At 35.2% G+C, this 25,391-nt stretch carries 21 protein-coding genes and 1 tRNA gene; 14 read left to right on the top strand and 8 right to left on the bottom strand.

All coding sequences use genetic code 11. The features are described 5' to 3' along the window. Position 1: 1 nt before the first annotated feature. Both AC5YGG_RS15275 and AC5YGG_RS15270 read left to right on the top strand, forming a co-directional pair. Positions 2-1,144: a hypothetical protein gene (locus tag AC5YGG_RS15275; RefSeq protein WP_496145324.1), complete on the top strand. Its 1,143-nt coding sequence runs from the start codon at positions 2-4 to the stop codon at positions 1,142-1,144. Further along, entirely contained in the window at positions 1,144-2,478 is a 1,335-nt protein-coding gene (locus AC5YGG_RS15270; RefSeq protein ID WP_496145323.1) for a TolC family protein, read from the top strand. The genes AC5YGG_RS15275 and AC5YGG_RS15270 overlap by 1 nt, the downstream gene beginning before the upstream one ends. 59 nt (positions 2,479-2,537) lie before the next feature. On the opposite strand, the gene AC5YGG_RS15265 is transcribed toward AC5YGG_RS15270, so the two are convergent. From AC5YGG_RS15265 to AC5YGG_RS15250, 4 genes are all read right to left on the bottom strand, one after another. Then, positions 2,538-5,717 carry a S41 family peptidase gene (locus AC5YGG_RS15265; RefSeq protein WP_496145322.1) on the bottom strand — a complete coding sequence of 1,060 codons (3,180 nt, stop codon included), beginning with the start codon at positions 5,715-5,717 and terminating at the stop codon, positions 2,538-2,540. 488 nt (positions 5,718-6,205) lie between these two features. After that, positions 6,206-6,279 (bottom strand) — tRNA-Asn (locus AC5YGG_RS15260). 79 nt (positions 6,280-6,358) lie between these two features. Next, positions 6,359-7,840: an RIP metalloprotease RseP gene (rseP, locus tag AC5YGG_RS15255; RefSeq protein ID WP_496145321.1), complete on the bottom strand. Its 1,482-nt coding sequence runs from the start codon at positions 7,838-7,840 to the stop codon at positions 6,359-6,361. 105 nt (positions 7,841-7,945) lie between these two features. Then, positions 7,946-8,386 (bottom strand): DUF6646 family protein, encoded by a 441-nt coding sequence (locus AC5YGG_RS15250; RefSeq protein ID WP_065396338.1) that lies wholly within the window; start codon positions 8,384-8,386, stop codon positions 7,946-7,948. A 185-nt stretch (positions 8,387-8,571) separates the two neighbouring features. Here AC5YGG_RS15250 and AC5YGG_RS15245 point away from each other — a divergent pair, with 185 nt between their 5' ends. Continuing rightward, positions 8,572-9,321 carry a nitrilase-related carbon-nitrogen hydrolase gene (locus AC5YGG_RS15245; RefSeq protein WP_496145320.1) on the top strand — a complete coding sequence of 250 codons (750 nt, stop codon included), beginning with the start codon at positions 8,572-8,574 and terminating at the stop codon, positions 9,319-9,321. Positions 9,322-9,367: 46 nt separating this feature from the next. Here AC5YGG_RS15245 and AC5YGG_RS15240 read toward each other — a convergent pair whose 3' ends face one another. The 4 genes from AC5YGG_RS15240 to AC5YGG_RS15225 form a co-directional block, all read right to left on the bottom strand. Next, entirely contained in the window at positions 9,368-9,667 is a 300-nt protein-coding gene (locus tag AC5YGG_RS15240) for a thioredoxin family protein (protein ID WP_496145319.1), read from the bottom strand. A gap of 17 nt (positions 9,668-9,684) precedes the next feature. Beyond that, complete coding sequence (locus AC5YGG_RS15235; RefSeq protein ID WP_496145318.1) at positions 9,685-10,056, bottom strand: rhodanese-like domain-containing protein; 372 nt, start codon at positions 10,054-10,056, stop codon at positions 9,685-9,687. Between the two features lie 4 nt (positions 10,057-10,060). Beyond that, positions 10,061-11,470 (bottom strand): MBL fold metallo-hydrolase, encoded by a 1,410-nt coding sequence (locus AC5YGG_RS15230; RefSeq protein WP_496145317.1) that lies wholly within the window; start codon positions 11,468-11,470, stop codon positions 10,061-10,063. Between the two features lie 211 nt (positions 11,471-11,681). Beyond that, on the bottom strand, positions 11,682-12,755 hold the full coding sequence (locus tag AC5YGG_RS15225) for a hypothetical protein (protein WP_496145316.1): 1,074 nt from the start codon (positions 12,753-12,755) through the stop codon (positions 11,682-11,684). 137 nt (positions 12,756-12,892) lie between these two features. Here AC5YGG_RS15225 and AC5YGG_RS15220 point away from each other — a divergent pair, with 137 nt between their 5' ends. The 11 genes from AC5YGG_RS15220 to lptE all read left to right on the top strand — a co-directional run bounded on the left by AC5YGG_RS15220 (position 12,893) and on the right by lptE (position 25,390). Beyond that, positions 12,893-14,419, top strand: a complete 1,527-nt coding sequence (locus AC5YGG_RS15220) for a helicase HerA-like domain-containing protein (protein WP_496145315.1) — start codon at positions 12,893-12,895, stop codon at positions 14,417-14,419. A 143-nt stretch (positions 14,420-14,562) separates the two neighbouring features. Beyond that, positions 14,563-15,786 (top strand): 3'-5' exonuclease, encoded by a 1,224-nt coding sequence (locus tag AC5YGG_RS15215; protein WP_496145314.1) that lies wholly within the window; start codon positions 14,563-14,565, stop codon positions 15,784-15,786. Positions 15,787-16,036: 250 nt separating this feature from the next. After that, entirely contained in the window at positions 16,037-17,239 is a 1,203-nt protein-coding gene (gene lysA / locus AC5YGG_RS15210; protein ID WP_496145313.1) for a diaminopimelate decarboxylase, read from the top strand. 261 nt (positions 17,240-17,500) lie between these two features. Next, the gene (locus AC5YGG_RS15205; RefSeq protein ID WP_496145312.1) at positions 17,501-19,234 is read left to right on the top strand and encodes a thiamine pyrophosphate-dependent enzyme; all 1,734 of its coding nucleotides are present in this window, start codon (positions 17,501-17,503) and stop codon (positions 19,232-19,234) included. 145 nt (positions 19,235-19,379) lie between these two features. Next, on the top strand, positions 19,380-19,859 hold the full coding sequence (locus tag AC5YGG_RS15200; RefSeq protein ID WP_496145311.1) for an energy transducer TonB: 480 nt from the start codon (positions 19,380-19,382) through the stop codon (positions 19,857-19,859). A 212-nt stretch (positions 19,860-20,071) separates the two neighbouring features. Next, positions 20,072-21,508, top strand: coding sequence for a tRNA (N6-isopentenyl adenosine(37)-C2)-methylthiotransferase MiaB (gene miaB, locus AC5YGG_RS15195; RefSeq protein WP_496145310.1), 1,437 nt, complete (start codon positions 20,072-20,074; stop codon positions 21,506-21,508). Between the two features lie 74 nt (positions 21,509-21,582). Then, entirely contained in the window at positions 21,583-22,032 is a 450-nt protein-coding gene (locus AC5YGG_RS15190; RefSeq protein WP_496145309.1) for a hypothetical protein, read from the top strand. Beyond that, entirely contained in the window at positions 22,004-22,801 is a 798-nt protein-coding gene (locus AC5YGG_RS15185; protein ID WP_496145308.1) for a tetratricopeptide repeat protein, read from the top strand. The genes AC5YGG_RS15190 and AC5YGG_RS15185 overlap by 29 nt, the downstream gene beginning before the upstream one ends. A 37-nt stretch (positions 22,802-22,838) precedes the next feature. Continuing rightward, positions 22,839-24,128: a sigma-54 interaction domain-containing protein gene (locus AC5YGG_RS15180; RefSeq protein WP_496145307.1), complete on the top strand. Its 1,290-nt coding sequence runs from the start codon at positions 22,839-22,841 to the stop codon at positions 24,126-24,128. A gap of 13 nt (positions 24,129-24,141) precedes the next feature. After that, the gene (locus tag AC5YGG_RS15175; RefSeq protein ID WP_496145306.1) at positions 24,142-24,846 is read left to right on the top strand and encodes a hypothetical protein; all 705 of its coding nucleotides are present in this window, start codon (positions 24,142-24,144) and stop codon (positions 24,844-24,846) included. Beyond that, positions 24,836-25,390: an LPS assembly lipoprotein LptE gene (lptE, locus tag AC5YGG_RS15170; RefSeq protein WP_496145305.1), complete on the top strand. Its 555-nt coding sequence runs from the start codon at positions 24,836-24,838 to the stop codon at positions 25,388-25,390. Before AC5YGG_RS15175 ends, lptE begins: the two co-directional genes overlap by 11 nt. Position 25,391: the final 1 nt, after the last annotated feature.

The following is a 25,391-nucleotide window of genomic DNA, read 5'->3' as shown; positions in this document are numbered from 1 at the left end:
TATGAAAATGATTAGATTTGATAAGAATCTTTTAGATAAATATGCGAAATATTCCTCCATTAGCGTAGAGAAGCATCCTACAGAGGATTTGTACCTATATGGTTATCATTCAGGACTAGAAAGGTCCAATGTAATTTGGGATGATAATAATATCCATTGCCGAGGACTTATCATCAATGGTGAAGGTGAAGTTTTAGCAAGACCATTTCCGAAATTTTTCACTTTTAGAAGATATATTAATGAAGATACTTTACTATTGAGCGAAGGACAAAATTTTAAAATTCCCGAAACAGGATTTAAAATTTTTGAAAAAGTAGATGGAACAATGACTACTCTATATTGGGTAGATGATATGCCTTTTTTAGCAACACAGAGATCTTTTGAAAATGTTAATGCTAAAGAGGCTACAAAAATTCTTTATGAGAAATACTCTCACACATTCTCTAAGCTAAAACGGGACAGAACCTATGTTTTTGAGGCTATTTTCCCGGAAACCAATGTTCTTATTGATTATGGAACTTCGCGTGATCTCTATATGATTGGTGTTTTGGATAATGAGACAGGAGATAATCTTCCTCTTGAAGATTTAGGATTTCCAGTAGCAAAAGATTATACGGAAATCTATAAAGATGTAAAAAACTTTGAGGCTCTTCAAAATCTCAATCTCCCTAATCAGGAAGGCTTTGTTCTTGTTTTTGAATCAGGTGAAAGAATAAAGCTCAAGTTTCCTTGGTATAAAGAAGCTCACAAAATTATGGCTGAAATTATCCAGAAAGAAAAACAGCTTTATCTTATGAATAGGCAGCTTGCACAAAAATTAGGATTAAAAAACTCTTATATCACAAACCTTTTGATCTGGGATCATCTGCGAAAAGGAACAAATATTGAAAATATTCATGAAAATACACCTGAAACTTTTTTTGCCGTAGGAGTGGAACAGTGGATTATTAATACTAAAAATGATCTTGAGAATGCTTTCAATAATGCTAGAAATTCCAATCCTAATCTATCTGAGGAAGAACTTTGGCAAATGGTAAAGCCTGAAAAGGTAACATTTTTCAACTATGATAAGAAATTGTCAGAAACTGAATATTCTACCAATATGTGGAAGAGAATTAATAGACTAAAAAAAATATACAGATAATGGTAAAAAGTCTATTTCTGGTATTTATTTTTATAGGCTTTTATTCTTTTTCGCAAACCAGAACACTTTCGCTATCTGAATGTTATAGCGTTGCTAAAAGTAATAACCTGATCATTAAAAACGGAATTAAAGATTCCCTGATAAGTGCTGTTAATGTACGTAAAGCGAAAGACCGATTTCTTCCTGCTGCTACGTTCAGTGGGGCAAATAGCTATGATCTTGGAACAGCTATTAACCCATCATCAAACATCAGAGAGAATAGAAACAGAAATTCTATTACAGGAAATTTTAATTTTAACTGGACCGTTTTTAATGGTTTCAAAAGAAAACTTGATGTAGATGTTCAAAAACTGAATCAGGATGTTGTACAGGAGTCCAATAAAAAAACACTGAGGGATATTTATCTGCAGGTTCTTGAAGTATATACGGATTTATTAATTGCGGATGAACAGATAAAAGTTCAGGAAAACAATGCTAAGATCAACAATACCATTATTGATATTGTAAAATACAGAATAGAAAAAGGTGATGAGATTAAAATCAATTTAAAAAACCTTGAAGCAAGAAAGCTAAAGACAGATATTGATATCAGAAAGTACAGAAACGAAAAAGAATTACTGTATTACAACCTGAAAAGTTTATTGAATATCAATGATAATTTTGAGATTCAGAATATTGATATTGACGTAGATTCAGATGTAATAAAAGATGTTGAATCTAACTTGGATAATATTTTATCATTTCCTGAAATAAGAATAATTAACATTGCCCTGGAAAAGGAGCAAAGAAATCAGAAAATGATGCAAAACAACTATATGCCCAGAGTATCTTTGGGATATAATTTTAATAGTTTCTACTCTCATATTTTAGGTGAAAATGATGTTTTAACATCTGGAGGCAGGGTGATTGATGATAATTACACATTTTTCGAACAATTAAAGAACAATAAAAACCATTATTTGGCGCTTAGTGTTTCTGTTCCTATATTTTCACAATTTCAGAATAAAAGAGATCGCGAAATTTCAAAAATTGAAGTAGAAAAACTTAATAATGATTTGTTGAGAAAAAAAGATGAGATCACCAATACGGTTAACCGTTTTAAGAGAGATTTGGAAACCAGCTATCAGGAGCTTGATTATGAGAAGAATTATATGAATGTGCTTGTAGAGTTGCTGGATATCAATAAAGAAAAATATAAACTTGGGATCATTCCTTTATATGAATTAGAAAGATTCTCTAATGAGTATGAAAATGAGAAAGTAAACTTTTTACAAACCAAGATCAGGACATTTTATCTGTCTAATTATCTGAAGGTTTATTTTGCACAGAATTAATACTAATCATAATAAAAAACGTCTCCTCTTAATGGGAGACGTTTTTATTATGATGAAAATCATTTTTTTAAGTCCTTTAATATTTCCTGAACTGCTCTTTCTAGTTGAGGATCATTATCCGTTTGTCTGTCTATAAATGTATTTTTAACATAAATATCTGGTTTTACACCGGTTTTCTCAAGATTTTGTCCATCCAGGGTATAGGTTCCCCATGAAGGTAGTCTATAGAAAGATCCGTCAACAAGGCTTTTTCCGGAGGTGAAAATAATCCAGCGGTAAGTTTCCTGTCCGATGATTTTTCCTAATTTCAGTGCCTTAAACCCGGCTGCAGTCATTTCAGCATCACTTAATGAACCTTCATTGATAAGTAATACAATAGGTTTTCCTGAAGGTGCAAAATTAGGCTGAGCAGTCATTTTTCCTTCGCGATATTTCCATTGTAAATAAGGTTTTTGTGCCAGGAAATTAAGGACTTTATCATGAACATTTCCTCCGGTGTTAAAACGAAGATCCAGGATAACAGCATCTTTTTTGTTTTCCTGTTCCACCATATCCAGAAGGAATCGGTCAAGTTCGTCCGTAGACATGTTTTTCATATAAGAATAAGCAATCCTGTTATTGCTAAGCTGATTGACACGCTGACGGTTATTAAAGATCCAATCATCATAAAGCAATCCTTTCAACTCTGTATTGGAAATAGGATGTACTTTGGTTGTAATATTTTTCCCATTACGGTTGAATGTCAATGTAAGCTCATCCAGTTTTTTTGGAGTTGTAAAATAAATTTCATTGTTTTCTTTAGGATCAATAGTTTTTCCATTCACCGAAATCAATTCATCTCCTGGTTTGATATCTACGCCAAATCGGAATGCCGGTGATTTTCGAACGATGCTTTCAACAGTATATGGAGCATCTTTTTTAAAGATAATTCCGGTTTCGTTAGTGAAATAATTCAAATAAGTACTTTCCTCTTTTCCGCTCGATGAAAATCCAATGTGTGAAGAGTTGAGCTCACCTAAAAGATCATTCAGTAAAATTCTAAGATCATTTCTGCTGTTTACATACGGAAGATACTTTGCATATTGTTCTTTTTTTCCTTTCCAGTCGATCCCGTGGAATTTTTCATCGTAAAAATTTTCTTCCACACCGGTCCATGTTTCATCATACATCTGTGTAAATTCAGAAGCAAGATTTTTGTTAAAAGTATACTGTATGGCAATCTTTTCCGGTTTTAATGCAGAAATCGGGGTCTTGTAAATATTTCCATCTATTAATGCAAATAAGTTTTTATCATTTTTAGTGATATAATAGGCTGCTTTATCAAAGACTTTTTCAGATTTTGCAGGTTCAAAGTCAGTGAATACTTTTTTGAATAGCTGTCGTTTTCCGTTATCCTGATTAGAATTAAACAATAAAATTTCTTTTTTATCATCATTGAAAACTATAGGATCGTCCTGATATCCATATCGGTCAGTAACTAATTCAATCCTTTCAAGGGTATTTTCAGGATTTACTTTCAGTTCTTTGATGATAGGTTCTTTCTCTTCTTTTTTCTCTTTATCGTCGTCTTTTTTAGCTTTTTTATCTTTCTTATCCTTTTCTTCTTTGTCAGACTTTGTATCCTTTTTTTCTTCTACGAAAAGCTTATCGAATTTCTCAGATTTATAAGGCTCATCAAACCAGTCTAAAGCCATTCTGTAAATATTGGACTTCTGCATTCCTAAAGGATAGGAAGGGTTTGTTCTGTCGCTGGTAAAATAAATATATTTACCATTGGGTGACCATGTAGGATCTTCTTCCGAAACACCCGTGTTGGTAAGGTTAATAGTTTGCCCTTTTTTAATATTATGAATAAAAATATCCAGTTCAAAATTCCTTTTTGCAGAAAATAGGACATATTCATTATTCGGAGAGAACGACGGTCTGGAATTTTGGAATGCCCAGATTTCGTCTTTTACAATTGTTGTAGAGTTGAAGCTTTTCAGGTCTAATAACCTTACTTCATCTCTGCCGCTTAAATAAACCGCTTTTGAAAGATCATTATTAAGAGTGATGCTGCGATTATTTCGAAGATCATTTGTTAACTGTTTTAGCTGTCCTTTTCCGTCTGCGGATATAGTAAACCAGTTTTGGTAGCCCTTATCGGTTTGGTTAAAAAGCAACGTGCGGTTATCTTTCAGCCATTTTGCCTCCATGACGCGCTCTTTTCCATCAGAAACCTGTTGTGTGAATTTTCCCTCAATATCAGATACGAATAAAATTCCACGGCTCACAAATGCCATTTTTTTGCCATCCGGAGAAATATCATAATAAGAAATATTGTTTTCTACACTGAAGTTCTGCTCTTTTTCTAATGTCTTGTTCGTGTTGAGATTAACATTCAGAAGAGTTGTGTTCTTTGTGGTTATGTCGTAAGTGTAAAGCTGGTAATCTTTTTCAAATATAACTTTAGATCCGTTAGCAGCAACGAAGGGTTTTTTAATAGAAGTGTCAAACTGTGTTAATGCTGTCTTCTTACCATTTTCTATTTTAAAAAGATTGTATTCGTTGTTATTTTCGTCGGAAATAAAATAAATGATGCCATTTTTGTCTACACTTGGATTAAAATCCTTTCCTTCATAATTAGTGTGTTGCGTGTACGTGTTAGACTTTGGATTGTAGCCTAAAATATCAGGGTTATTTGCTCCTTTATAGCGTTTACGGTGGGTTTGATTGGCGCTTTCCGAAGAACTTGTAAAAAGATATTCTCCGGCTGGTGTTTCTGCAAGCCCGTTAGTATTGTTAAAATAATTGTTGAATAATTTCTCTGGAGTTTTTCCTTCAATTGTAGTCCTAAAACTTCCGAAATTGTTGTTTCTGTTTGATGTAAAATAAATGGTTTTGCTGTCCCATCCCCAGTTTTCCATATCGTCTTTTCCGGTATGGAAGGTTAATTGTTTTATAGTACCTCCTTCGGCAGGCATTATATAAATGTCATAGTTTCCGTATTGATTAGAACTGAAAGCAAGCCATTTTCCATCAGGAGAAAGGCGGGGATTGATTTCTTCTCCGTCTAATGCTGTTATTCTCGAAGCGTTTCCTCCATTGGAATCTACTTTCCAGATATCTCCGTCATAAGCGAAATACGCTGTTTTTCCATCCGGGCTTAAAGAAGGTGTTGATAAAAAATATGATTTCTCCTGTGCAGAGATTTGAATACTAGCAAAGGCTGCTAATAATGAAATAAAAATTCTTTTCATGGAATAATTTGATATGTATGCAAGTTAATAAAGAGTTTTCGAAATTTCTTTATTAAATGATGCGATAACTTCGTAAAAGTTAAAATATCTCAGTTTTATTAGTCTCAAAAATTGGGTGATAATATTGTATATCTATTTAATTTAATGCAAAGTTTTTAGCTCCTTATTGCCTATTTCAAGGGGACAAAGGATGGAATCAGTGAAATTGATTCTTTCTAAGCGTACGCGTATCTACATCGCTTCATCAGCGACTTTTGTCGCTTTCTTAGCTCCCTTATCAATAATCAATTCCATCATGTCTTTGCGTTTAAATAAAATTTAAATATAAAGCTTAGAGGAGTAAAAAGATAATTTGTTTTTTCTTCAGATTAACGAAACTTTTTACTTAGTCCACAACTTTTGCACCTGATCCAACTTTTTCCGTATGATAAGAATAGAATTAGCTAAAAGAAATAAAAAAAGACCTACATTTCTGTAAGTCTTTTTTGCTCCTCCTGCTGGGCTCGAACCAGCGACCCTCTGATTAACAGTCAGATGCTCTAACCAACTGAGCTAAGGAGGAATGTCCTTTGTTTTAAGTGGTGCAAATATAGGACGAATATTTATACCCTGCAAATATTTTTAAGAAAATTTTTAAAAAATTATAAAGTTCCCATAATCGCTTTAACAATATCGCTTCCGAAAATAAGAACCATCAATCCTAATAGGAAGATAACTCCCACCATTTGAGCGTTTTCCAGAACTTTTTGCGGAACCGGTTTTCCTACAATCATCTCATATAATGTAAATATAACATGTCCACCATCAAGCCCCGGAATAGGAATAAGGTTAAGGAATGCTAACCAAACAGAGAACATTGCTGTAAAGCCCCAGAATGCATTCCAGTCAATAGAAACACCACCTTGAGCATCTTTGCTTACTGGCATATTTTTTACGATAGCAAGCGGACCTCCAACTTTTTTGTATCCCTGAACTTTTTTGTTGAAGACTAGCTTAAACTGTTTGATTTGGTATGTTAAACTTTCAATTGTAAGGGTAAACCCTCTTGAGACTGCTCCGAAGAACGAATAATCACTGTGAACGTTGTATTTCTCAATTTCTTTGTATGATAAAACACCTATTGTCCCTTCCTTGGATACAGGAATATGTAAATCAGCTGTTTCGTTGTTTCTTGCTACTTTGAAATCAACTGTTTTTCCTGCATTAGGAATAACAAGAGGCTTAAGTTCGTCATAATAAGTAATAGGAGTTCCGTTGATGGCAAGGATTTTATCACCTACCTTTAAACCTGCATCCATTGTAGATTTTGTAACGATTGTATCAATGATAGGAGTCATTCTTGGAGTTAAGAATGCTCTTGGCTCAGGATCGTTAAATGCGATTACTTTTCCGTCATCATTAGTAGGGAAGGTAACTTCTTTTCCATTTCTTAATACTGTGATTTCATCACTTAACAGAACGTCTAGGGCAAGTTTTTTGAAGTCTTTCTGAACTTTTCCGTCTACTTTTAAAATTTTATCTCCATCCTGGAAGCCCATTTTCTTAGCTGCTTCTGTGTAATGAAGAGGAGTTGTGATTTTATCAGCTTCAAAGATGTTTTCACCATTCTTTCCTACCAATGCAGAGAAGATGATCCATGCAAGGAAAAAGTTTACGGTAACACCTCCCAGCATGATGATTAGTCGCTGCCAAGCCGGTTTTGATCTGAATTCCCATGGTTCAGCAGGTTTTTTCATTTGAGCGGTATCCATGCTTTCGTCTACCATTCCGGCAATCTTTACATAACCTCCGAAAGGAAGCCATCCGATTCCATATTTGGTTTGTTCAGGATATTTTCTCCAATCGTCGTCAGAAAGTTTAGATATATCGATAGGAACTTCTTCCTTTTTTCCGTTTACCTCTATTACTTCAGTATCCGGAAGATTCTGAGACAAGAATTTATACTTCCATTTTCCGTTAACTTTCTTCATAGAGAATATGGAGAAGTAAGGGTCAAAAAACAGGAAGAATTTCTCTGCTCTGGTCTTGAACCATTTTGCCGGTAAGAAGTGCCCAAGCTCATGAAGAACTACAAGTATAGAGATACTCAGAATGAACTGGAAGAGTTTGATTGCTATTTCCATTAATAAATTTTAGATTTTAATTTGCAAAGGTAACAATTATCAAAACTATGCCAAATAAAAAAGCCTCTCGAAACGAGAAGCTTTGTCATATTTAAGACTATTTGATTATAAATTGAACGAAACTCCAAGACTTCCGTTATTACCTACCTCTGCAAATACTCCAATTCTTTCTGTAAAGAAGTATCTTGCTCCGATATGAGCACCTATCCCAAAGTCTTTTCCAAGAACTCCAACATCTACACCAGGATAAATGTCCAGTTTTGCAGGCAGGCTTAATGCTTCTTGTAAGTGAAAATTCAGTCTTCCGAAAACAAATACACGATTATCCTTATCGTTATTCTTGTAATTGCTGAAATAACCGTTAAGTCCGGCTCCTACTGATATGAGCTTATTAAGCCCATAATCATAAGTTCCTGTAATACCTGTTCCATATCCCCAAGCGCTTAAACCCAGCTGAACTTTCTGATCTCCTTTTCCTGTCCATGCTTGAGCATGAGCTGTAACACCGAAAAAGAATATCATCACCATAAAAACCAATTTCTTCATAAATTTTTTTAATTTTTAATGATTTTAATAAAAATTACCTGCATCAAAAATAGAACCGAAAAGCATTGAATACTATAAAAATAGAATACTTTAATAAATATTAAGAATTACAACACCTTTTTCTTCCATAAACATAAAAGCCGTATTTTTATACAACAGATTTGGAATAATAAAAAAGTAAAAAGATGAAGATTGTAGGACTTAATTTGGATATTGTCTGGAAAAATAAAGATGAAAATTTTAAAATAATAGAGCATGAACTGCAGAATCTAAGCGCAGATCTGTTTCTTCTTCCCGAAATGTTTTCAACGGGTTTCTGTATGGATGCATCAGAGGTTTCAGACAGAAATGAAGAATCTCTGGAGTTTTTAAAGAAGATTTCTAAAGAGAAAAATGCAGCTTTCTGTGGCAGTGCTCCGGTAGAAGAAAATGGTAATTTTTATAACAGAATGTATTTTGTAAAACCAACTGGCGAAGTCTCTTTTTATAATAAAAGACATCTTTTTTCTTTTTCCGGAGAAGATAAAGTGTATACTCCAGGAAAAGAACGTGTGATTGTTGAATATCAGGGAGTAAGATTTCTTCTTCAGGTTTGCTATGATCTTCGTTTTCCGGTTTTTGCAAGAAATAATGATGATTATGATGCTGTTTTATATGTGGCAAACTGGCCAGAAAAAAGAGTAGGAGCATGGGAACATCTTTTAAAGGCAAGAGCTATTGAAAATCTCTCTTTCGTTTTTGGGTTAAACAGAATAGGAACGGATGGGAATAATTTATTCTATCAGGAAAGCTCTCATTGTTTCTTTGCTGATGGACGGGAAATTGCAGATAAAAAAGGAAATATTGTATCAGCTGAGCTGGATATGAAAGAACTGAAAGATTTTAGAACGCACTTTCAGTTTTTAAATGACAGAGATCAATTTTCAATTGATTGATAAAAAATAAGGCTGAGTATCATTGATATTCAGCCTTATTTTTATCTTACATATATTGTTGCAGAAGATTGGTTAATGTATTAACGTCATGTACTCCGCTTTCCTTCCATAGCAATTCTCCGTTTTTGAAAACAGCTAATGTAGGTACTCCTCTTACTCCATATTGTGCAGCAAGGGCAGGATACTGGTCTACATCTACCTTTATGATTCTGGCTCCTTCGCCAATATTTTCTTTTACAGTATTTAAAACCGAAGACTGAACCTTGCAGGGCTGGCACCAAGTGGCAAAAAAGTCAATAAGTACCGGTCTTTCGGAATTGATGATTTCCTGAAATTTTTGTGACATATAATTGGGTTATTAATTTACTTTTTATCGGATTCGTCCTGAATACCTTTTACGTTTTTCCAGCTGGTCCCGTCATAGGCTTCAACTCCGTTTTTCTTTAGGATTTCCATTGCCTGATCTGCTTGTACCCCTTTATTGCAGAAAACAACTACTTTTTTTCCTTTCAGTGTTTCAATATTATTCTGAATTTCAGCTAAAGGGATATTAATAGCATTTTTGGCTGTTCCTGCGGCATATTGTTCAGGGATTCTGACATCAACTAAAGTTACATCGGAACTGTTTACCACTTCCTTAATGTTCGCTTTTGCTGCTGTAGGTGTATGATTTGTTTTACAGGCACTTAACGCCAATAATGATGCAAGGGCAAATCCAAAGAAATTGATTTTCATAAGCTTATGACGTTTTGGATTGACAAACAAAGTCAGTAGTTGGAAGTTTTTCTGTCTTTTTAATCCCGTTAAAACCTCCTTCTATTTCAGTGAAGTTTCTGATTCCGTGAGAATTAAGGATGCTGGCTGCAATCATGCTTCTGTATCCTCCTGCACAATGAAGGAAGAAATGCTCAGAGTCATCAAGATGACGCGCCCATTCACTGATGGAATCCAAAGGTCTGTTATAGGCATTGTCAATATGTTCTGCAGAATATTCTGTTAGTTTTCTTACATCAATTACTTTAGCATCCGCTGTAAATTGTTCTGCAAATTCAGCGGGAGAAATTCTTTTTACTTCGTCTGTTTCCTTTCCTGCGCTTTTCCATGCTTCAAAACCTCCTTTCAGATATCCTACGACATTATCAAAACCTACTCTGCTTAATCTTATAATTACTTCCTCTTCAGTTCCTTCATCTGTAATTAACAATAAAGGGTGTTTTACATCTACAATAAGCGTTCCTACCCATGGGGCAAAATCTCCTTTTAATCCAATATTGATAGAGTTTGGAACAAAACCTTTATGGAAATCTGCGGCTCCTCTTGTGTCAAGAATTAAAGCTCCTGACTCTTCTGCCAAAGCTTCGAAATCTTCCGGAGAAACAGGTTGTAATCCTTTATTCATTACTACTTCCAGACTTTCATAACCTCCTTTGTTTAAGGCTACATTCATTCCGAAATATTTTGGAGGAGCAGTCAGCCCGTCAAGCACTTCTTTTACGAAAGTTTCTTTATCCGGCTGATTAAGCGCATAGTTTGTTCTTTTCTGGTTTCCTAAAATATCTACTGTTTCCTTTTGCATATTTTTTCCACATGCAGAACCGGCACCGTGAGCAGGATAAACAGTAATGCTGTCATTCAAAGGCATAATCTTCGTCTGAAGACTGTCATACAGAATACCGGCAAGATCTTCCTGAGTAAGGTTGGTAGCTTTCTGAGCAAGATCAGGTCTTCCTACATCTCCTAAAAACAGAGTGTCTCCTGTGAAAATTGCTGTTTCAGTACCGTTTTCATCTATTAAAAGGTATGTACTGCTCTCCATGGTATGTCCCGGAGTGTGGAGTACTTTAATTTTTATCTTTCCAATTTCAAAAACCTGATTGTCTTCCGCAATGATAGCGTCAAATTCCGGCGCTGCAGTAGGTCCATATACAATAGGAGCTCCTGTTTTCTTGCTCAGATCCAAATGTCCTGATACAAAATCCGCATGGAAGTGGGTTTCAAAAATATATTTTAAAGTGACATTGTCTTTTTCCAGACGGTCCAGATAAGGTTTTACTTCTCTTAAAGGATCTATAATGACAGCTTCATTTTCTGATACAATATAATAGGCACCCTGAGCCAGACAGCCCGTATATATTTGTTCAATTTTCATTGGGTATTTTTTTAATAGTTAAAGATACAAAGTATTAGATAAATTCTAAATGAAATGTTAAATTCCATTGATAGTTTCTTTCAATGCTTACATTAAACAAATGTTTAAAGCTGTTTGTTTTCAGCAAAAAGAATGCCTTACATAAGGTCAAAATACAAATGCTGTTTTATATCATGTTTGGTAAATGAAATAGGCTTTGTAAGTGGTTTATTTACTGTATTTTGTAAAATAATGAATATAGAATTTCATTAGTGGTTGTAGAAATTCCTTTGTCTATTTTGAACTGGTTGTAATCTTCTTCTTTATCAGCACCTTCCTGATAATCAATTAACCCTTTATATTTATCATAGATGTAATCCTTAGTTCTTCCGTTGTCTGCGATTTTGATTATTTCACTGAAATAGTTTTTAGTACTTTCCTGTATCTGCCAGTCATTCTCATGAGCCTTGTAGAATTCTATCATTTTTTCAATAGAATATACTTCAGAATCAATTTTCATATCATTGAATCCCGTCATGACTTCTTTCTTTTCAAGATTGTTTTTAAGCCATTCTATTTTAGCTTCAGCCGCAGCAATAGTTGCTTTGGTCATCATGGAATCTCTTTTTACAATAGGTGATAATCTTAGATCCGGAACTTTTTCGATTGGAAGAGGGTTTTTAGCAGCAACATCTAATATTCCAAAGTAGTTTTCAACTTTTTCTTTCAGTTCTGCAATCTGAGCTTTCGTCATATTATCACTTGAAACTCGTGTTTTAAAATCCCATGTTCCACATTCATAAATGGCAAGAAGTGAGCTTTTATCGGTAAACTTTACTCCTTTGAAAAAATCACGTTCACCAAGTGCGTGATCAAATATTGAGTAGGCATAATTTACCTTTGCATTATCATTGGAAAGACTCCCGAAAGAAGGTTTCAGATTGGTTTTCTTATTGGAGTTTTGGTAAAGAACATAATGATAAGCTTCAAAATTGTCTCTGAGTAATTGATTATCTACAATTTTTTTAGGATATAAATATAATGTAAGCGTTGTTTTGTTCTTTTTAGTTATTTGCTGTACATAGCTTACAACAATATGTTTATTCTGAGGATCGTAAGATTGTATACTTTCTCTTTGAAAACCAGCCCAGAATTCAGGGAATATTACTGAAGTGGCAGGTTGAGTAAAATCTCCTTTAATGGAAAGAGTTACAGGTCTTTTGCGCTCCTGAGATAAAACAACCGTAAATAACAGAGAAAAAGCTAAAACTAAATTTTTATTAAATAGCTTCATGAGTAATAGCATATGGCATTATTTTTAATAGCTAAGGTAAACATTAATTTATTAAACATAAAAACAAGGCTTACAGATATAATATTGTTTTGGTAATTAAATATTTTATAAAAAACTTTATATTTATAAGTTTAAAAAAAAGTGATCAGATGGCAGACAAAGCACAATTTATTGAAGAATTAAATGCAAGATACACTCCGAAAGGAGATCATATTATATTAGGAAAAGGAATGTTGGATGGAGAAGTCGTTACAGAAGTGAATGTTACCATTCCTTTGAAAACCATTAACCGCCACGGGCTTATTGCCGGAGCTACCGGAACAGGAAAGACAAAAACATTACAGGTCTTCGCAGAACAGCTTTCTCACCAAGGAATTCCATCGCTTGTTCTGGATATTAAAGGAGATTTCTCAGGAATTGCTGAAGCAGGGCAAATGAACTCTATTATTGAAGAAAGATACGCAAAAACGCAGCTCCCATACACTCCGCAAGGTTTCCCGGTAGAATTAATGAGTATTTCCGGTGGAAAAGGTGTAAAGCTGAGAGCTACTGTGACAGAATTTGGTCCTGTTTTATTAAGTAAAATCCTTCAGCTTAATGATACCCAGCAAAGCATCATGTCTATTGTGTTTAAATACTGTGATGATAAAGGGCTTCCTTTGATTGATCTTAATGATCTGAAAAAGGTATTGCAGTATGTAACAGATAATCCTCAGGGAAAAGCCGAGCTTGCAGCCAATTATGGATCAATAGCTCCTGCTTCATTGGGAGCAATTTTAAGATCAATTGTTGCACTGGAACAGCAGGGAGCAGCAGATTTCTTCGGTGAATTAAGCTTTGATGTTCAGGATTTACTGGAAACCAGAGACGGTAAAGGAGTTGTAAGTATCCTTAGGGTTGCAGATATTCAAAATAAACCTCAATTGTTCTCCACTTTCATGCTTTCACTTTTTGCCGAGATCTATATGACATTTCCGGAAGAAGGAGACAGTGGAAAACCGAAGCTGGTATTATTTATAGATGAAGCTCACTTGCTTTTTGATGAAGCGTCAAAAGCTCTTCTTTCGCAGATTGAAACAATGGTAAAACTGATCCGTTCCAAAGGAGTGGGAATTTATTTCATCACGCAGATCCCGGGAGATGTTCCTGAAAGTGTATTGTCTCAGCTGGGTTTAAAAATTCAGCATGCATTGAGAGGTTTTACAGCAAAAGATAAAAAAGAAATCACAAAGGCAGTTGAAAACTATCCGACAACGGAATTCTACAATGCGCCAAGCCTTATTCAGAATTTAGGGATTGGAGAAGCTTTTGTAACAGCCTTAGATGAAAAAGGTATTCCTACACCATTGGTTCATACCTACCTTATTTCCCCGGAATCAAGAATGGATGTTCTGAGCGAAGCGGAGGTTACAGATTTAACATCAAGATCTGCAATGGTTGCTAAATATGAAAAAGCGATAGACAGGGAATCGGCATATGAAATATTAACTGCCAGAATGGAACAGGCAGCACAGAATCCTACATCTACTCAAAGGTCAAGACCGGTAAAAGAAGAACCCGGAATGTTTGAACAGGTATTACAGAGCAAAGCCGGAAGAACATTCACTAATACATTGATGAGAGAAGGCGCAAAAGCAATCCTTGGAATGTTTGGTCTGGGAGGCAGAAGAAGGTAATATTAAAGCATAATCTATGATGACCTGCTGTATTTTGACATATTTTTTGTTACTTTAGCAGGTTATCTTTACGGATAAGGAAGTACTATCAGAGTAAAGAACTAAGATTTTAATTATTAAAAAAGCAGTTAACGGGAAAATAAATGTATTCAATTATAGACATAGAAAGTAATGGTGCAGGTTATAGAAATGAGTGCATTATAGACATTGCCATCTACAGATATGATGGTCAGAAGATTACAGACCAGTTTCTCTCTCTTGTCAATCCTGAAGGAGATATCACTCCTTTTGTTCAGAAACTGACCAGTATTACACCGAAAATGGTTAAAACTGCTCCGAAATTTCATGAAATAGCCAAAAGAGTTATTGAAATTACTGAAAATACAACACTCGTAGGTCATAATATTGATTTTGATTACAGAATGTTGCGCCAGTCGTTCAAAAGGCTTGGTTATGATTTTAAAATCAATACTTTAGATACAATTCCTTTAGCGAAAAAACTCATTCCTGATGAGGTAAGTTATTCATTAGGTAAATTGGTGAAATCATTAGGGATTCCTTTGACCAATCATCACAGAGCGGATGGAGACGCAAGGGCAACTTTGGAGCTGTTCAAACTTCTGATATCAAAAGATACGGAGAATGAAATCATCCAGAAGCAGCACGATGAAACCAATGCGAAAACGTATATTAATAAGATTAAGGAGCTTACGCAGGATCTTCCTAATGATAAAGGGTTTGTTTATTTTCAGGACGAAGCCGGAAGAATTATTTTCACCGATTATGTTCAGGATATCAACAAATTTTCAAAAAAGGTTTTCAATTCCAAATCAAAAAAATGGGAACAGGTTCAGAAAGACTCAGAACAAATCAATTTTGAACTTACCGGAACAGATATTATTGCTAAACTGATTCTTAATTCTAAAAATAGTAAGAAAAAAGAAGTATTGCCTTTTGGCTTGTATTTCAGAAATGGCAAATACATGGTTGAAAAGAATACACTCAATAAAACTGAGAAGCCGATTCTTAAATTCAGATCATTTACTCAGGGAGCAAAAGCAGTTCAGTTTATTGGAGCACAGAAAGAATATAATGATGTTGCAGTACTAAAACAAAAAATTGAATTCAGGAAAAGGAATGAGCTTTGGTTGGGAACGGGAAGAAAGCTGGGTGAAAAACTATTTCTGATCATTGAAAACGGAAAAGTAATATCCTTTGGATTCTATGAATTGTTTACACAGATACAGACATTAAGTAAACTGGCTAAGCTAAAAATAGACCTTCCTATTTCTTCATCGGATTTGAATAATGAACTGCAGCTAGCACTTCTGCGTGGTGATTTTGAGACATTACCATTACCGAAATAATAGAAAATCTATACGTTACAGATAAGATGCTTGTTCAAAACAATTATCTTAAAGTGAAAAATAAATAGTATTTTTGCAAAAAATAAATAGAAGCAATGCAAAATTTTAAACAAATTAAAACTGGAAAAAAGGGAGCTGTAAAGTTCTCTAAGGTTTGGAATATTTAAAAGAGTTGTCTTGCATAAAAAATAATTAATGTGGCAGACTCTTTCTTGGAAGAATCTGCCTTTTTTTATGTTAAAATGAAATTATGAATTCAAAAGAATTATTAAAGATCGCCAATGAGTTTGGTACACCGGTGTATGTTTACGATGCAGAATCCATCAAAGTTCAATATGAGAAACTTACATCTTCTTTTTTAAAACATACAAAGTTCTTCTATGCAGCGAAGGCGTTGACGAATATCAATATCCTTAAGTATGTCAAGAACTTGGGTGCTTCTTTGGATTGTGTATCTATTAACGAGGTTAAACTTGGATTAAAGGTAGGATTCCCAAAAGAAAAAATACTCTTTACTCCAAACTGTGTTGATCTGGCTGAAATAGAAGAAGCAATGGCTTTTGGAGTTCATATTAACATTGATAATATTTCTATTCTTGAGCAATTCGGGAATAAATACGGAAATTCTTATCCGATTTTTGTAAGAATCAACCCGCATATCTTTGCAGGTGGAAATTATAAAATCTCAACAGGACATATCGATAGTAAATTCGGGATCTCCATTCATCAGCTTCGCCACATTGAAAGAGTGATGAAAAGTACGAACGTGAATGTTGAAGGGCTTCATATGCATACGGGAAGTGAGATCAAAGATCCGGAGGTTTTTCTTCAGGCACTGGATATTATGCTTGAGCTTGCTGATCATTTTCCTAATCTGAAATATCTGGATATGGGAAGCGGTTTCAAAATTCCATATCAGGATAATGAAGAAGAAACTGACGTTAAAACTTTAGGTAAAAAAGTTGAAAAAGTTTTAGGAGAATACTCAAAAACAACAGGCAGAAAATTCGAATTATGGTTTGAACCAGGAAAATTCTTAGTCGGAAAAAGTGGTTACCTTTTAGTAAAAGCGAATGTGATTAAACAAACAACAGCAACTGTTTTCGTGGGAGTAAACTCAGGATTTAATCACCTGATCCGCCCGATGTTCTACGACTCTTACCACCTGATTGAGAATCTTTCCAACCCAAAAGGAGCAGAAAGAATTTATACTGTAGTAGGAAATATCTGTGAAACTGACACTTTTGCCTGGGACAGAAAATTAAATGAAGTAAGAGAGGGCGATATCCTGGCATTCCACAATGCGGGAGCGTATGGTTTTGAGATGAGTTCAAACTTCAATTCAAGATTAAAGCCTGCCGAAGTTTTATTCCTTGACGGAAAAGCTCATTTGATCAGAAAAAGAGATGAATTCGAAGACTTATTGAGAAATCAGATCGAAGTAGTAATGTAATCTTATAAAAATAATAAATGAACGGCTGTCCCCTAGGGCAGTCGTTTTGCTTTTACACAATCTATATTGCGTTGTTGAATTAACCTGGTAAGTTTTCCCTACATAATAAAATGCTTTATACAGTGAGGGAATTCTCGAAAAATTACATTTTTTTTAATATTTAATCTGTTGATAGTTTCTGATTAATTGGTTAAATTTGATAGAGTTAGGATATTGTTGTTCTAATGATCAAAAGAAAATAATTACCAAATCTATTGAGTTATGGCTAAAAATATAGCAGAGCAGATTGTAGAAATGCTCGAAAATGCCAATGTGAAAAGAATTTATGCAGTAACAGGAGACAGTCTCAATCATCTTAATGCAGCAGTTAAAAAAAGTAGTATCAAATGGATTCATGTGAGACATGAAGAAGTGGGAGCATATGCAGCCGCTGCCGAAGCTGAACTTGATGGCTTTGCAGTATGTGCAGGAAGTTCCGGTCCCGGGCATGTACATTTAATTAATGGAGTATATGATGCCCACAGATCCCATGTTCCCATGCTGGTGATAGCATCTACTATTCCCAGCGATGAAATGGGAATGGATTATTTTCAGGAAACCAATACTATAAAGCTTTTTGATGACTGTAGTCACTACAATCAGATGATCACCAGACCGGAGCAGGTACAGAGAATTGTGCAGACTGCTATTCAACATGCGATTTCTAAGAAAGGCGTGGCGGTGATAGGACTTCCGGGCGATGTATCTGAAATGGACGCAGAAGAAGCAACTACTTCCAATCAAATTTTTAAAACAAACCCTATTGTCAGACCATCAGATGAAGAATTGAAAAACCTTGCTTCACTGATTAATAATAGCAAAAAAGTAACCCTTTACTGTGGTATTGGAGCCGCTGATGCAAATAGAGAAGTGATAGAGCTGTCCAAATTGTTAAAAGCGCCGGTAGGATATTCATTCCGTGGGAAAATGGCTATTCAACCCAATAATCCTAATGAAATTGGACTTACAGGATTACTGGGATTTCCTTCCGCCTATCATGCGATGCATGAAGCTGATCTGGTCATTCTTCTTGGAACCGATTTCCCGTATCAGAAATTTATGCCGGTAAAAAATAAAATTGTTCAGATAGACGAAAGCCCGGAAAGATTAGGGCGAAGAGCAAAGCTCGAATTGGGATTGACGGGAGATATCAGACAAACCATTTTGGCTTTACTTCCAATGCTTACTGAAAAAACAAATGTAGATTTTCTCAATGAACAACTTGCTTTTTATGATAAAGTGAAAGAAAATCAGATGGAATACGTCAAAGATTCTGGTAAAGAGGATGCTATTCAGCCGGAATATGTAACCCATACTTTGGATAGATTAGCAACAAAAGACGCGATATTCACTGTAGACACAGGGATGTGTTGCGTTTGGGGAGCAAGGTTTATTACAGGGACCGGAGAAAGAAAAATGTTAGGCTCTTTCAATCATGGTTCAATGGCAAATGCAATGCCTATGGCGATTGGTGCATCACTTACCTATCCCGGAAAGCAGGTGATCGCCATGTGTGGGGACGGTGGTTTATCTATGCTACTGGGCGATATGGCAACCATTTTTCAATATAAACTTCCGGTAAAGTTGATTGTTTTCAATAACCGAACCCTTGGAATGGTAAAACTGGAAATGGAAGTAGGAGGAATGCCGGATAATGAAACAGATATGATCAATCCGGACTTTGCGCTGGTAGCACAAGCGATGGGATATCCCGGAAAAAATGTACACAAACCTGAAGAAGTTGAAAATGCCATTAAAGAATGTCTTAATTATGACGGACCATACCTTTTAAATATTTTTACCAACCCTAATGCATTAGCACTTCCTCCAAAAATTGAGTTTGACCAAATCGTGGGAATGACAAAATCTATGGCTCAGCTTATGTTAGGTGGGAAAATGGATGAGGTCCTGGATACTGTTAAAACTAATTATAAACATATTAAAGGCTTGTTGTGATCCCAAAACAATGTATGATAAGCATTATTTGAAAGTTTTTATCATCATCATATCCTGAGAACTTCACACTTTGTGTGAAGTTTTTCTTTTTTATAAGGCGGGTAAATATTTACCTTTGCTTAATAATTCTATAATAAATCAAGCTATGAGAACGATACTTTTATTTTTTGCCTTATGCGTTGCAAACTTTACATTTGCCCAAGAGCTTGAGGATAGGGATGATTCCTTTATTGTAGAAAACAATAAAAACATTTTCAAAATAGACATAAAAGAGCCTTTTTTACAGGTTGCCGTAAAATGTGGTGATTTTAAGCCGGCATCTTTTGAAGGAGGAGCATCAGCATATAAAAATGTATTGAGTAAGTATATGTACACCTATCTGAATGCAGATTTCTATACTTTAAGCGGAGATTTTACATTTACACTGATCATTGATACCACAGGAAGAGTAATTGATGCTGTAGGAGCACCTAAAGTTTTACACAGTGAAGCTTTCTTTGATGATATGCAATATGTAGTAAGAAGAATCAAGAAAAATTGGAATCCTGCGACCTGTGACGGACAGCCGGTAAAATCGCAAATGAAAATAAGAATGAACTTCTCGTCTCTGTCTGTGGATATGTAATCTAAATCAAAGTAAGATAAAGCCCCTCACGGACAACAAATTCTTATAAAAAACAAAGCATTTTTTACAATAATTTTTATCGTAAATATTTAGTGGAAGATAGCCCTGCCATTCTGTCACAATATTTTGTATCTTTGCAGACTCATCTGTTCGTAATTTAAAATTCACGGAGCAATTCTCTGTGTTTTAATTTCGAACCAAAATTGATTATCGTGCAGGAAAAATATATAGACGAAACAAAACAAGGTGAAGCTTTTGCTATTGCTGAAAGACCGGAAAATTCTAAAAAGCTGTTTTTAGAAAGCTATGGTTGTCAGATGAACTTTTCGGATTCTGAAATTGTTGCATCCATCCTTAATGAACAAGGATACAATACAACAATGAAGGTTGAAGAAGCAGATCTGATTCTGTTAAACACCTGTTCTATCCGTGAAAAAGCAGAGCAAACTGTAAGAATGCGTCTTTCACAATTCAAGAATCTTAAAAAAGAAAAGCCCAATATGACGGTTGGGGTTCTTGGATGCATGGCAGAAAGACTAAAAACTAAATTTTTAGAAGAAGAACAATTAGTTGATCTTGTTGTTGGTCCGGACGCTTACAGAGACTTACCGAACTTACTGAAAGAAACTGATGATGGTAGAGATGCTATCAATGTAATCCTTTCGAAAGAAGAAACCTATGCCGATATTAATCCGGTTCGTTTAGGCGGAAACGGCGTTACAGCTTTTGTTACCATTACAAGAGGTTGTGATAATATGTGCACCTTCTGTGTAGTACCTTTTACGAGAGGTAGAGAAAGAAGCCGTGACCCACATTCCATTATTGAAGAATGTAAAAGCCTTGCGGAGAGCGGATATAAAGAAATTACCCTTTTAGGTCAGAATGTAGACTCTTACTTATGGTACGGAGGAGGTCCTAAAAAAGATTTTGCCAAAGCTTCAGAAATGCAGAAAGCAACAGCCGTAAATTTTGCTCAATTACTTGATCAGGTGGCTAAAGCAGTTCCTGAAATGAGAATCAGATTCTCTACATCAAACCCTCAGGATATGAGTATTGATGTATTCAAAATGATGGCAAAACACGACAATATCTGTAAATATGTGCATCTTCCTGTACAAAGCGGAAGCAATAATATGCTTGAAGCCATGAACAGACAGCATACCCGTGAAGAATACCTTGAACTGATCAGAAAAGCGAAGGAAATTGTTCCGGATGTAGCTTTCTCTCAGGATATGATCGTAGGATTCTGTAATGAATCAGAACAAGATCACCAGGATACCCTAAGCCTGATGAAAGAAGTAGAATATGACTATGGTTATATGTTTGCATACTCAGAAAGACCAGGAACTCCGGCACACAAGAAAATGGAAGACAATATTCCGGCTGATGTGAAGCAGAGACGTCTTGCTGAGGTTATAGCGCTTCAGGGAGAACTTTCCAGAATGAGAATGAAATCTTATGTAGGAAGAATGCATAAAATCCTGATTGAAGGAACTTCCAAGAAAAATGAAAACCAATGGAAAGGAAGAAACTCACAGAATGCCGTATGTGTTTTTGATAAACTGGAGGGGCAGCAGATAGGTGACATTGTGGACGTTTTTGTTTACGATAATACCCAAGGCACACTTTTAGGAAGAACTGCGGAATAAAGTACGTTTTGACAAAGGCGATTTATCTTTTATTATTCATTTTTACTCTGTTTTCATGTCAGGCTGAAAAGAATATGAGCAGATATCCGGATACCGTAGGTGATATAACATTTGATAAAAAACTGGATGAAGCCGGTTTTAAGAAATGCGGAGCAGGAAAGGACATTCCTTTCAGCTTTCAATATTATCACGGACCGAAGATGTTCCAGTATAAAGGTGAGAAAATTGCCATTGTTGAAAAACTTAAAAAAGAAAATATATATTCAGAAAAGAAAATCAATGGTTATATTACCGTTAGATTTTTAGTAAATTGTGAAGGGAAAACAGGAATGTTCAGACTTAAGCATATGAATTCGGATTTGAAAGATATTGCTTTGGATGAACAGCTGGAAAATAAACTGTTAGAATTCACGAAATCATTGAACGGCTGGATGCCGAAAGAGATAGAAGGTTTAAAAGTAGATTACTATCAGTATTTAACCTATAAAATTGAAGATGGAAAAGTTTCAGAGGTATTACCTTAGCTTTTTGTTACTTATAGTGTACACCAATACTATTGCACAGGTAAACTGTAATGCGATAGAGGGTGAGGACTGCAAAAAAGCCTGTGAACTTTACAATAAAGCTTCAGATTTACAAGGCTTCAGAGAATCTCAGGAAGGTTTCGATAAAGCAATTGAGCTTTGTCCTGATTTCTCCAATGCCTATATGGAAAAAGCTGTGCCTTATCTCAAAAACGGAGATTTTGCCACCTGGAAAATACTGATTGATAAAGCCGTAGCCCTAAATCCTAAAATGCACCTTGGCTACAGAGGCTGGTGTAAATTCCAGTTTTTAGGAGATTATAAAGGGGCTATTCAGGACTTAGAAGAGTTCCGAAAATATGATCCCGAAGATCTTGGACGTTCCTTAAACGGAGATTACCATCTGGATGTAGTGAAAGCTATGTCTTATAGTGCTTTAGGACAAAAAGAAAAAGCGGCAGGGATTATCGAAAGACTGCTTGCTACAAACGGTTATGTGAAGGGAATGTTTGATCATTACCAGCTTGGAGTAACCTATTTCGAACAGGGAAAATATGATAAAGCCCTGGAAAATTTTGAAAAACAAAGCAAAGAATACGACTTTGCCGAGAACATATACTTTAAAAGTAAAGTTTCTAAAATCAGAAACAAGGATTATTTAGATTTAAAAATGTTAGCCTTACAAACGTATGATGACGGAAAGACTATGAAAGACGTCTACACCCATCATTTTAACAAAGTTTACAGAAAGCAGATCGCTGAGCTGTAGAATAATTAACATTGAATCAATAATCAAAAATTTACTTATGAGCAACGAGTTACAAAACATAAAAAACCGCTTCGGAATTATCGGGAACTTTCCGGCACTCAACAGGGCACTGGAAAAATCTATTCAGGTAGCTCCTACAGACATCTCCGTTCTTGTTATCGGAGAAAGTGGGGTGGGAAAAGAATTTATTCCGAAGATCATTCATTCAGAATCCAGAAGAAAACATCAGCCATATATTGTCGTAAACTGTGGAGCTATCCCTGAAGGAACCATAGACTCAGAATTATTCGGTCACGAAAAAGGTGCCTTTACAGGAGCTACGGCTACCAGAAAAGGATATTTTGAAGTAGCAGATGGGGGAACAATCTTTTTGGATGAGGTAGGAGAACTTCCATTACAGACACAGGTTCGTCTTTTAAGAGTACTGGAAAGTGGTGAATTTATGAAAGTAGGTTCTTCACAGGTTCAAAAGACCAATGTAAGAATTGTAGCGGCTACCAACGTCAATATGATGAAAGCTATTCATGACGGAAGATTCCGTGAGGATCTATATTATCGTTTGAATACCGTTCAGATCGATATGCCCCCTTTGAGAGAAAGAAAAGGAGATATTCACTTACTGTTCAGAAAGTTTGCAATAGATTTTGCAGAGAAATACAGAATGCCTGAGCTTGAATTAGAGCCCAGTGCAGTTCATTACATAGAAAGTTATTCTTTCCCGGGGAATGTCCGTCAATTAAGAAACTTAGTTGAGCAAATGACCGTTGTGGAAAGAAACAGAAACATTACAGCAGAAAAGCTTGCAGAATATATTCCGATGGAAACACATTTGCCGATGGTTGTTAATAACCAGAGCACTCCCAAGCAGAATGATTTCGGAAGTGAAAGAGAAATTATGTATAAAATTCTCTTCGATATGCGTAATGATATTAATGATTTAAAATCCTTAACTTCGGAATTAATAAAGAACAGAGGAACTGCAGACTTAAGCAATCATGAGAAAAATCTGATTAACAGAATTTATACTCCTGAAAATCAACAGCAAGTAAACTCAGGGTCTTTATTGTATTTTGAAAATAGTAACGATACTCCAAGCGTTCAGACTCCAACCATTATTTCAAGTCCGGAAGATAGCTATGAAGATATTGAAGATATTGAAGTGGAAGAAAACCGACCAGAATCTTTATCCCTTCAGAATAATGAAAAGGATTTGATTATCAAAGCATTGGAGAAGCATAAAGGACGCAGGAACAGAGCTGCGGATGAGCTTGGGATTTCGCAAAGAACCTTATACAGAAAAATAAAACAATATAATCTGGAAGATTAATCAAACATAAATAATGAAAACATTTTTAGCGCCTAAACCAGTCAATTTTAAACTTGGAGAATATATCAATAAAGGTATTGAACTTCTAAAGAAAGATTTCGGAAATATCTTTGTAGCCTTTTTATTATGCTGCCTTATGTCTATCATTCCTTTTTGTGCAGCAGTAGCAATGGGGAATATGTACAAATACCTTGGAAAGCTTCATAGAAATCAGCCGGCATCTCCCGGAGATATTTTTGATTTTAAAGATTTTATGCCTTATTTTATTCTGCAGTTAATTATTCTTGGAGGTTTTCTGCTGCTGTATATTCCTTTGATTATCGTAATGATAGTTACAGGAGCTATTTCAGGCAGCGATCAGGGCAACCCGGTGTTGGTATTATTTATGATTCCTTATATGTTTATAATGATAGCGGTTATATATTATTTTGCTTTAAAGTCTTTTTATATTGCTCCGTTAATCAGTCTTAAAGGAATTACAGATATAAAAGAAGCCTGGAATATCTCAAAAGTAATGACTAAAGGAAATCTATTGTCAATTTTTCTTTTCTCATTAATAGTGGGTATTTTAGCTCAGGTAGGTGCTATTGCTTGCGGTATTGGTGTTTTCCTTACTTTACCTTTCTTATACACTGCAAATTATTTTGCTTATGAAGATGCTATTCAACAAATTGAGCATGATGAAATCATTGAAATTGGATCTAAAAATGAATTTTAAAATTAAAAATATTAGTCTGAAACAGCCCGTAAAGGTTGCTATACTCTTCGTTCTGATGAGTGTGTTGAACTCGTGCTACAGTTTTAGCCAGGGTGGAGCTCTTAAAGACGAAAAAACCATTCAGATCAATGAATTTCCGAATAATGCCCCTCTCGTGAACCCGGCATTATCACAACAGTTCTCTACAGATATTCAAAACAGATTTCTGCAGAGAACCACTTTGAAGGGAACAAAAGAAAATCCCGACATTCTGATAGAAGGAGAAATTACAGACTATACAATTACTCCTACAACAATCAGTTCCACTACACAGAATAACCCTTCCGGCGGAGTAATCCAGCAGGCACAGAACAAGCTTATGATCACTGTGAAAGTGCATTATGAGAATAAAGTAAATGTAGAAGCAAGTTTTGACAGAACCTATACTGACGAAGCTGTTTTTAACAGTGACCTATCACAGAGTGACATCGAAAGTCAACAGGTGAAAGTTGTAACAGAAAGAATTATTAATAAGATTTTTAACGACATTGTAGCGAATTGGTAAG

The organism is Chryseobacterium sp. CS2K3 (assembly GCF_059515185.1).
This window is presented reverse-complemented; position numbering and strand designations above follow the sequence as displayed.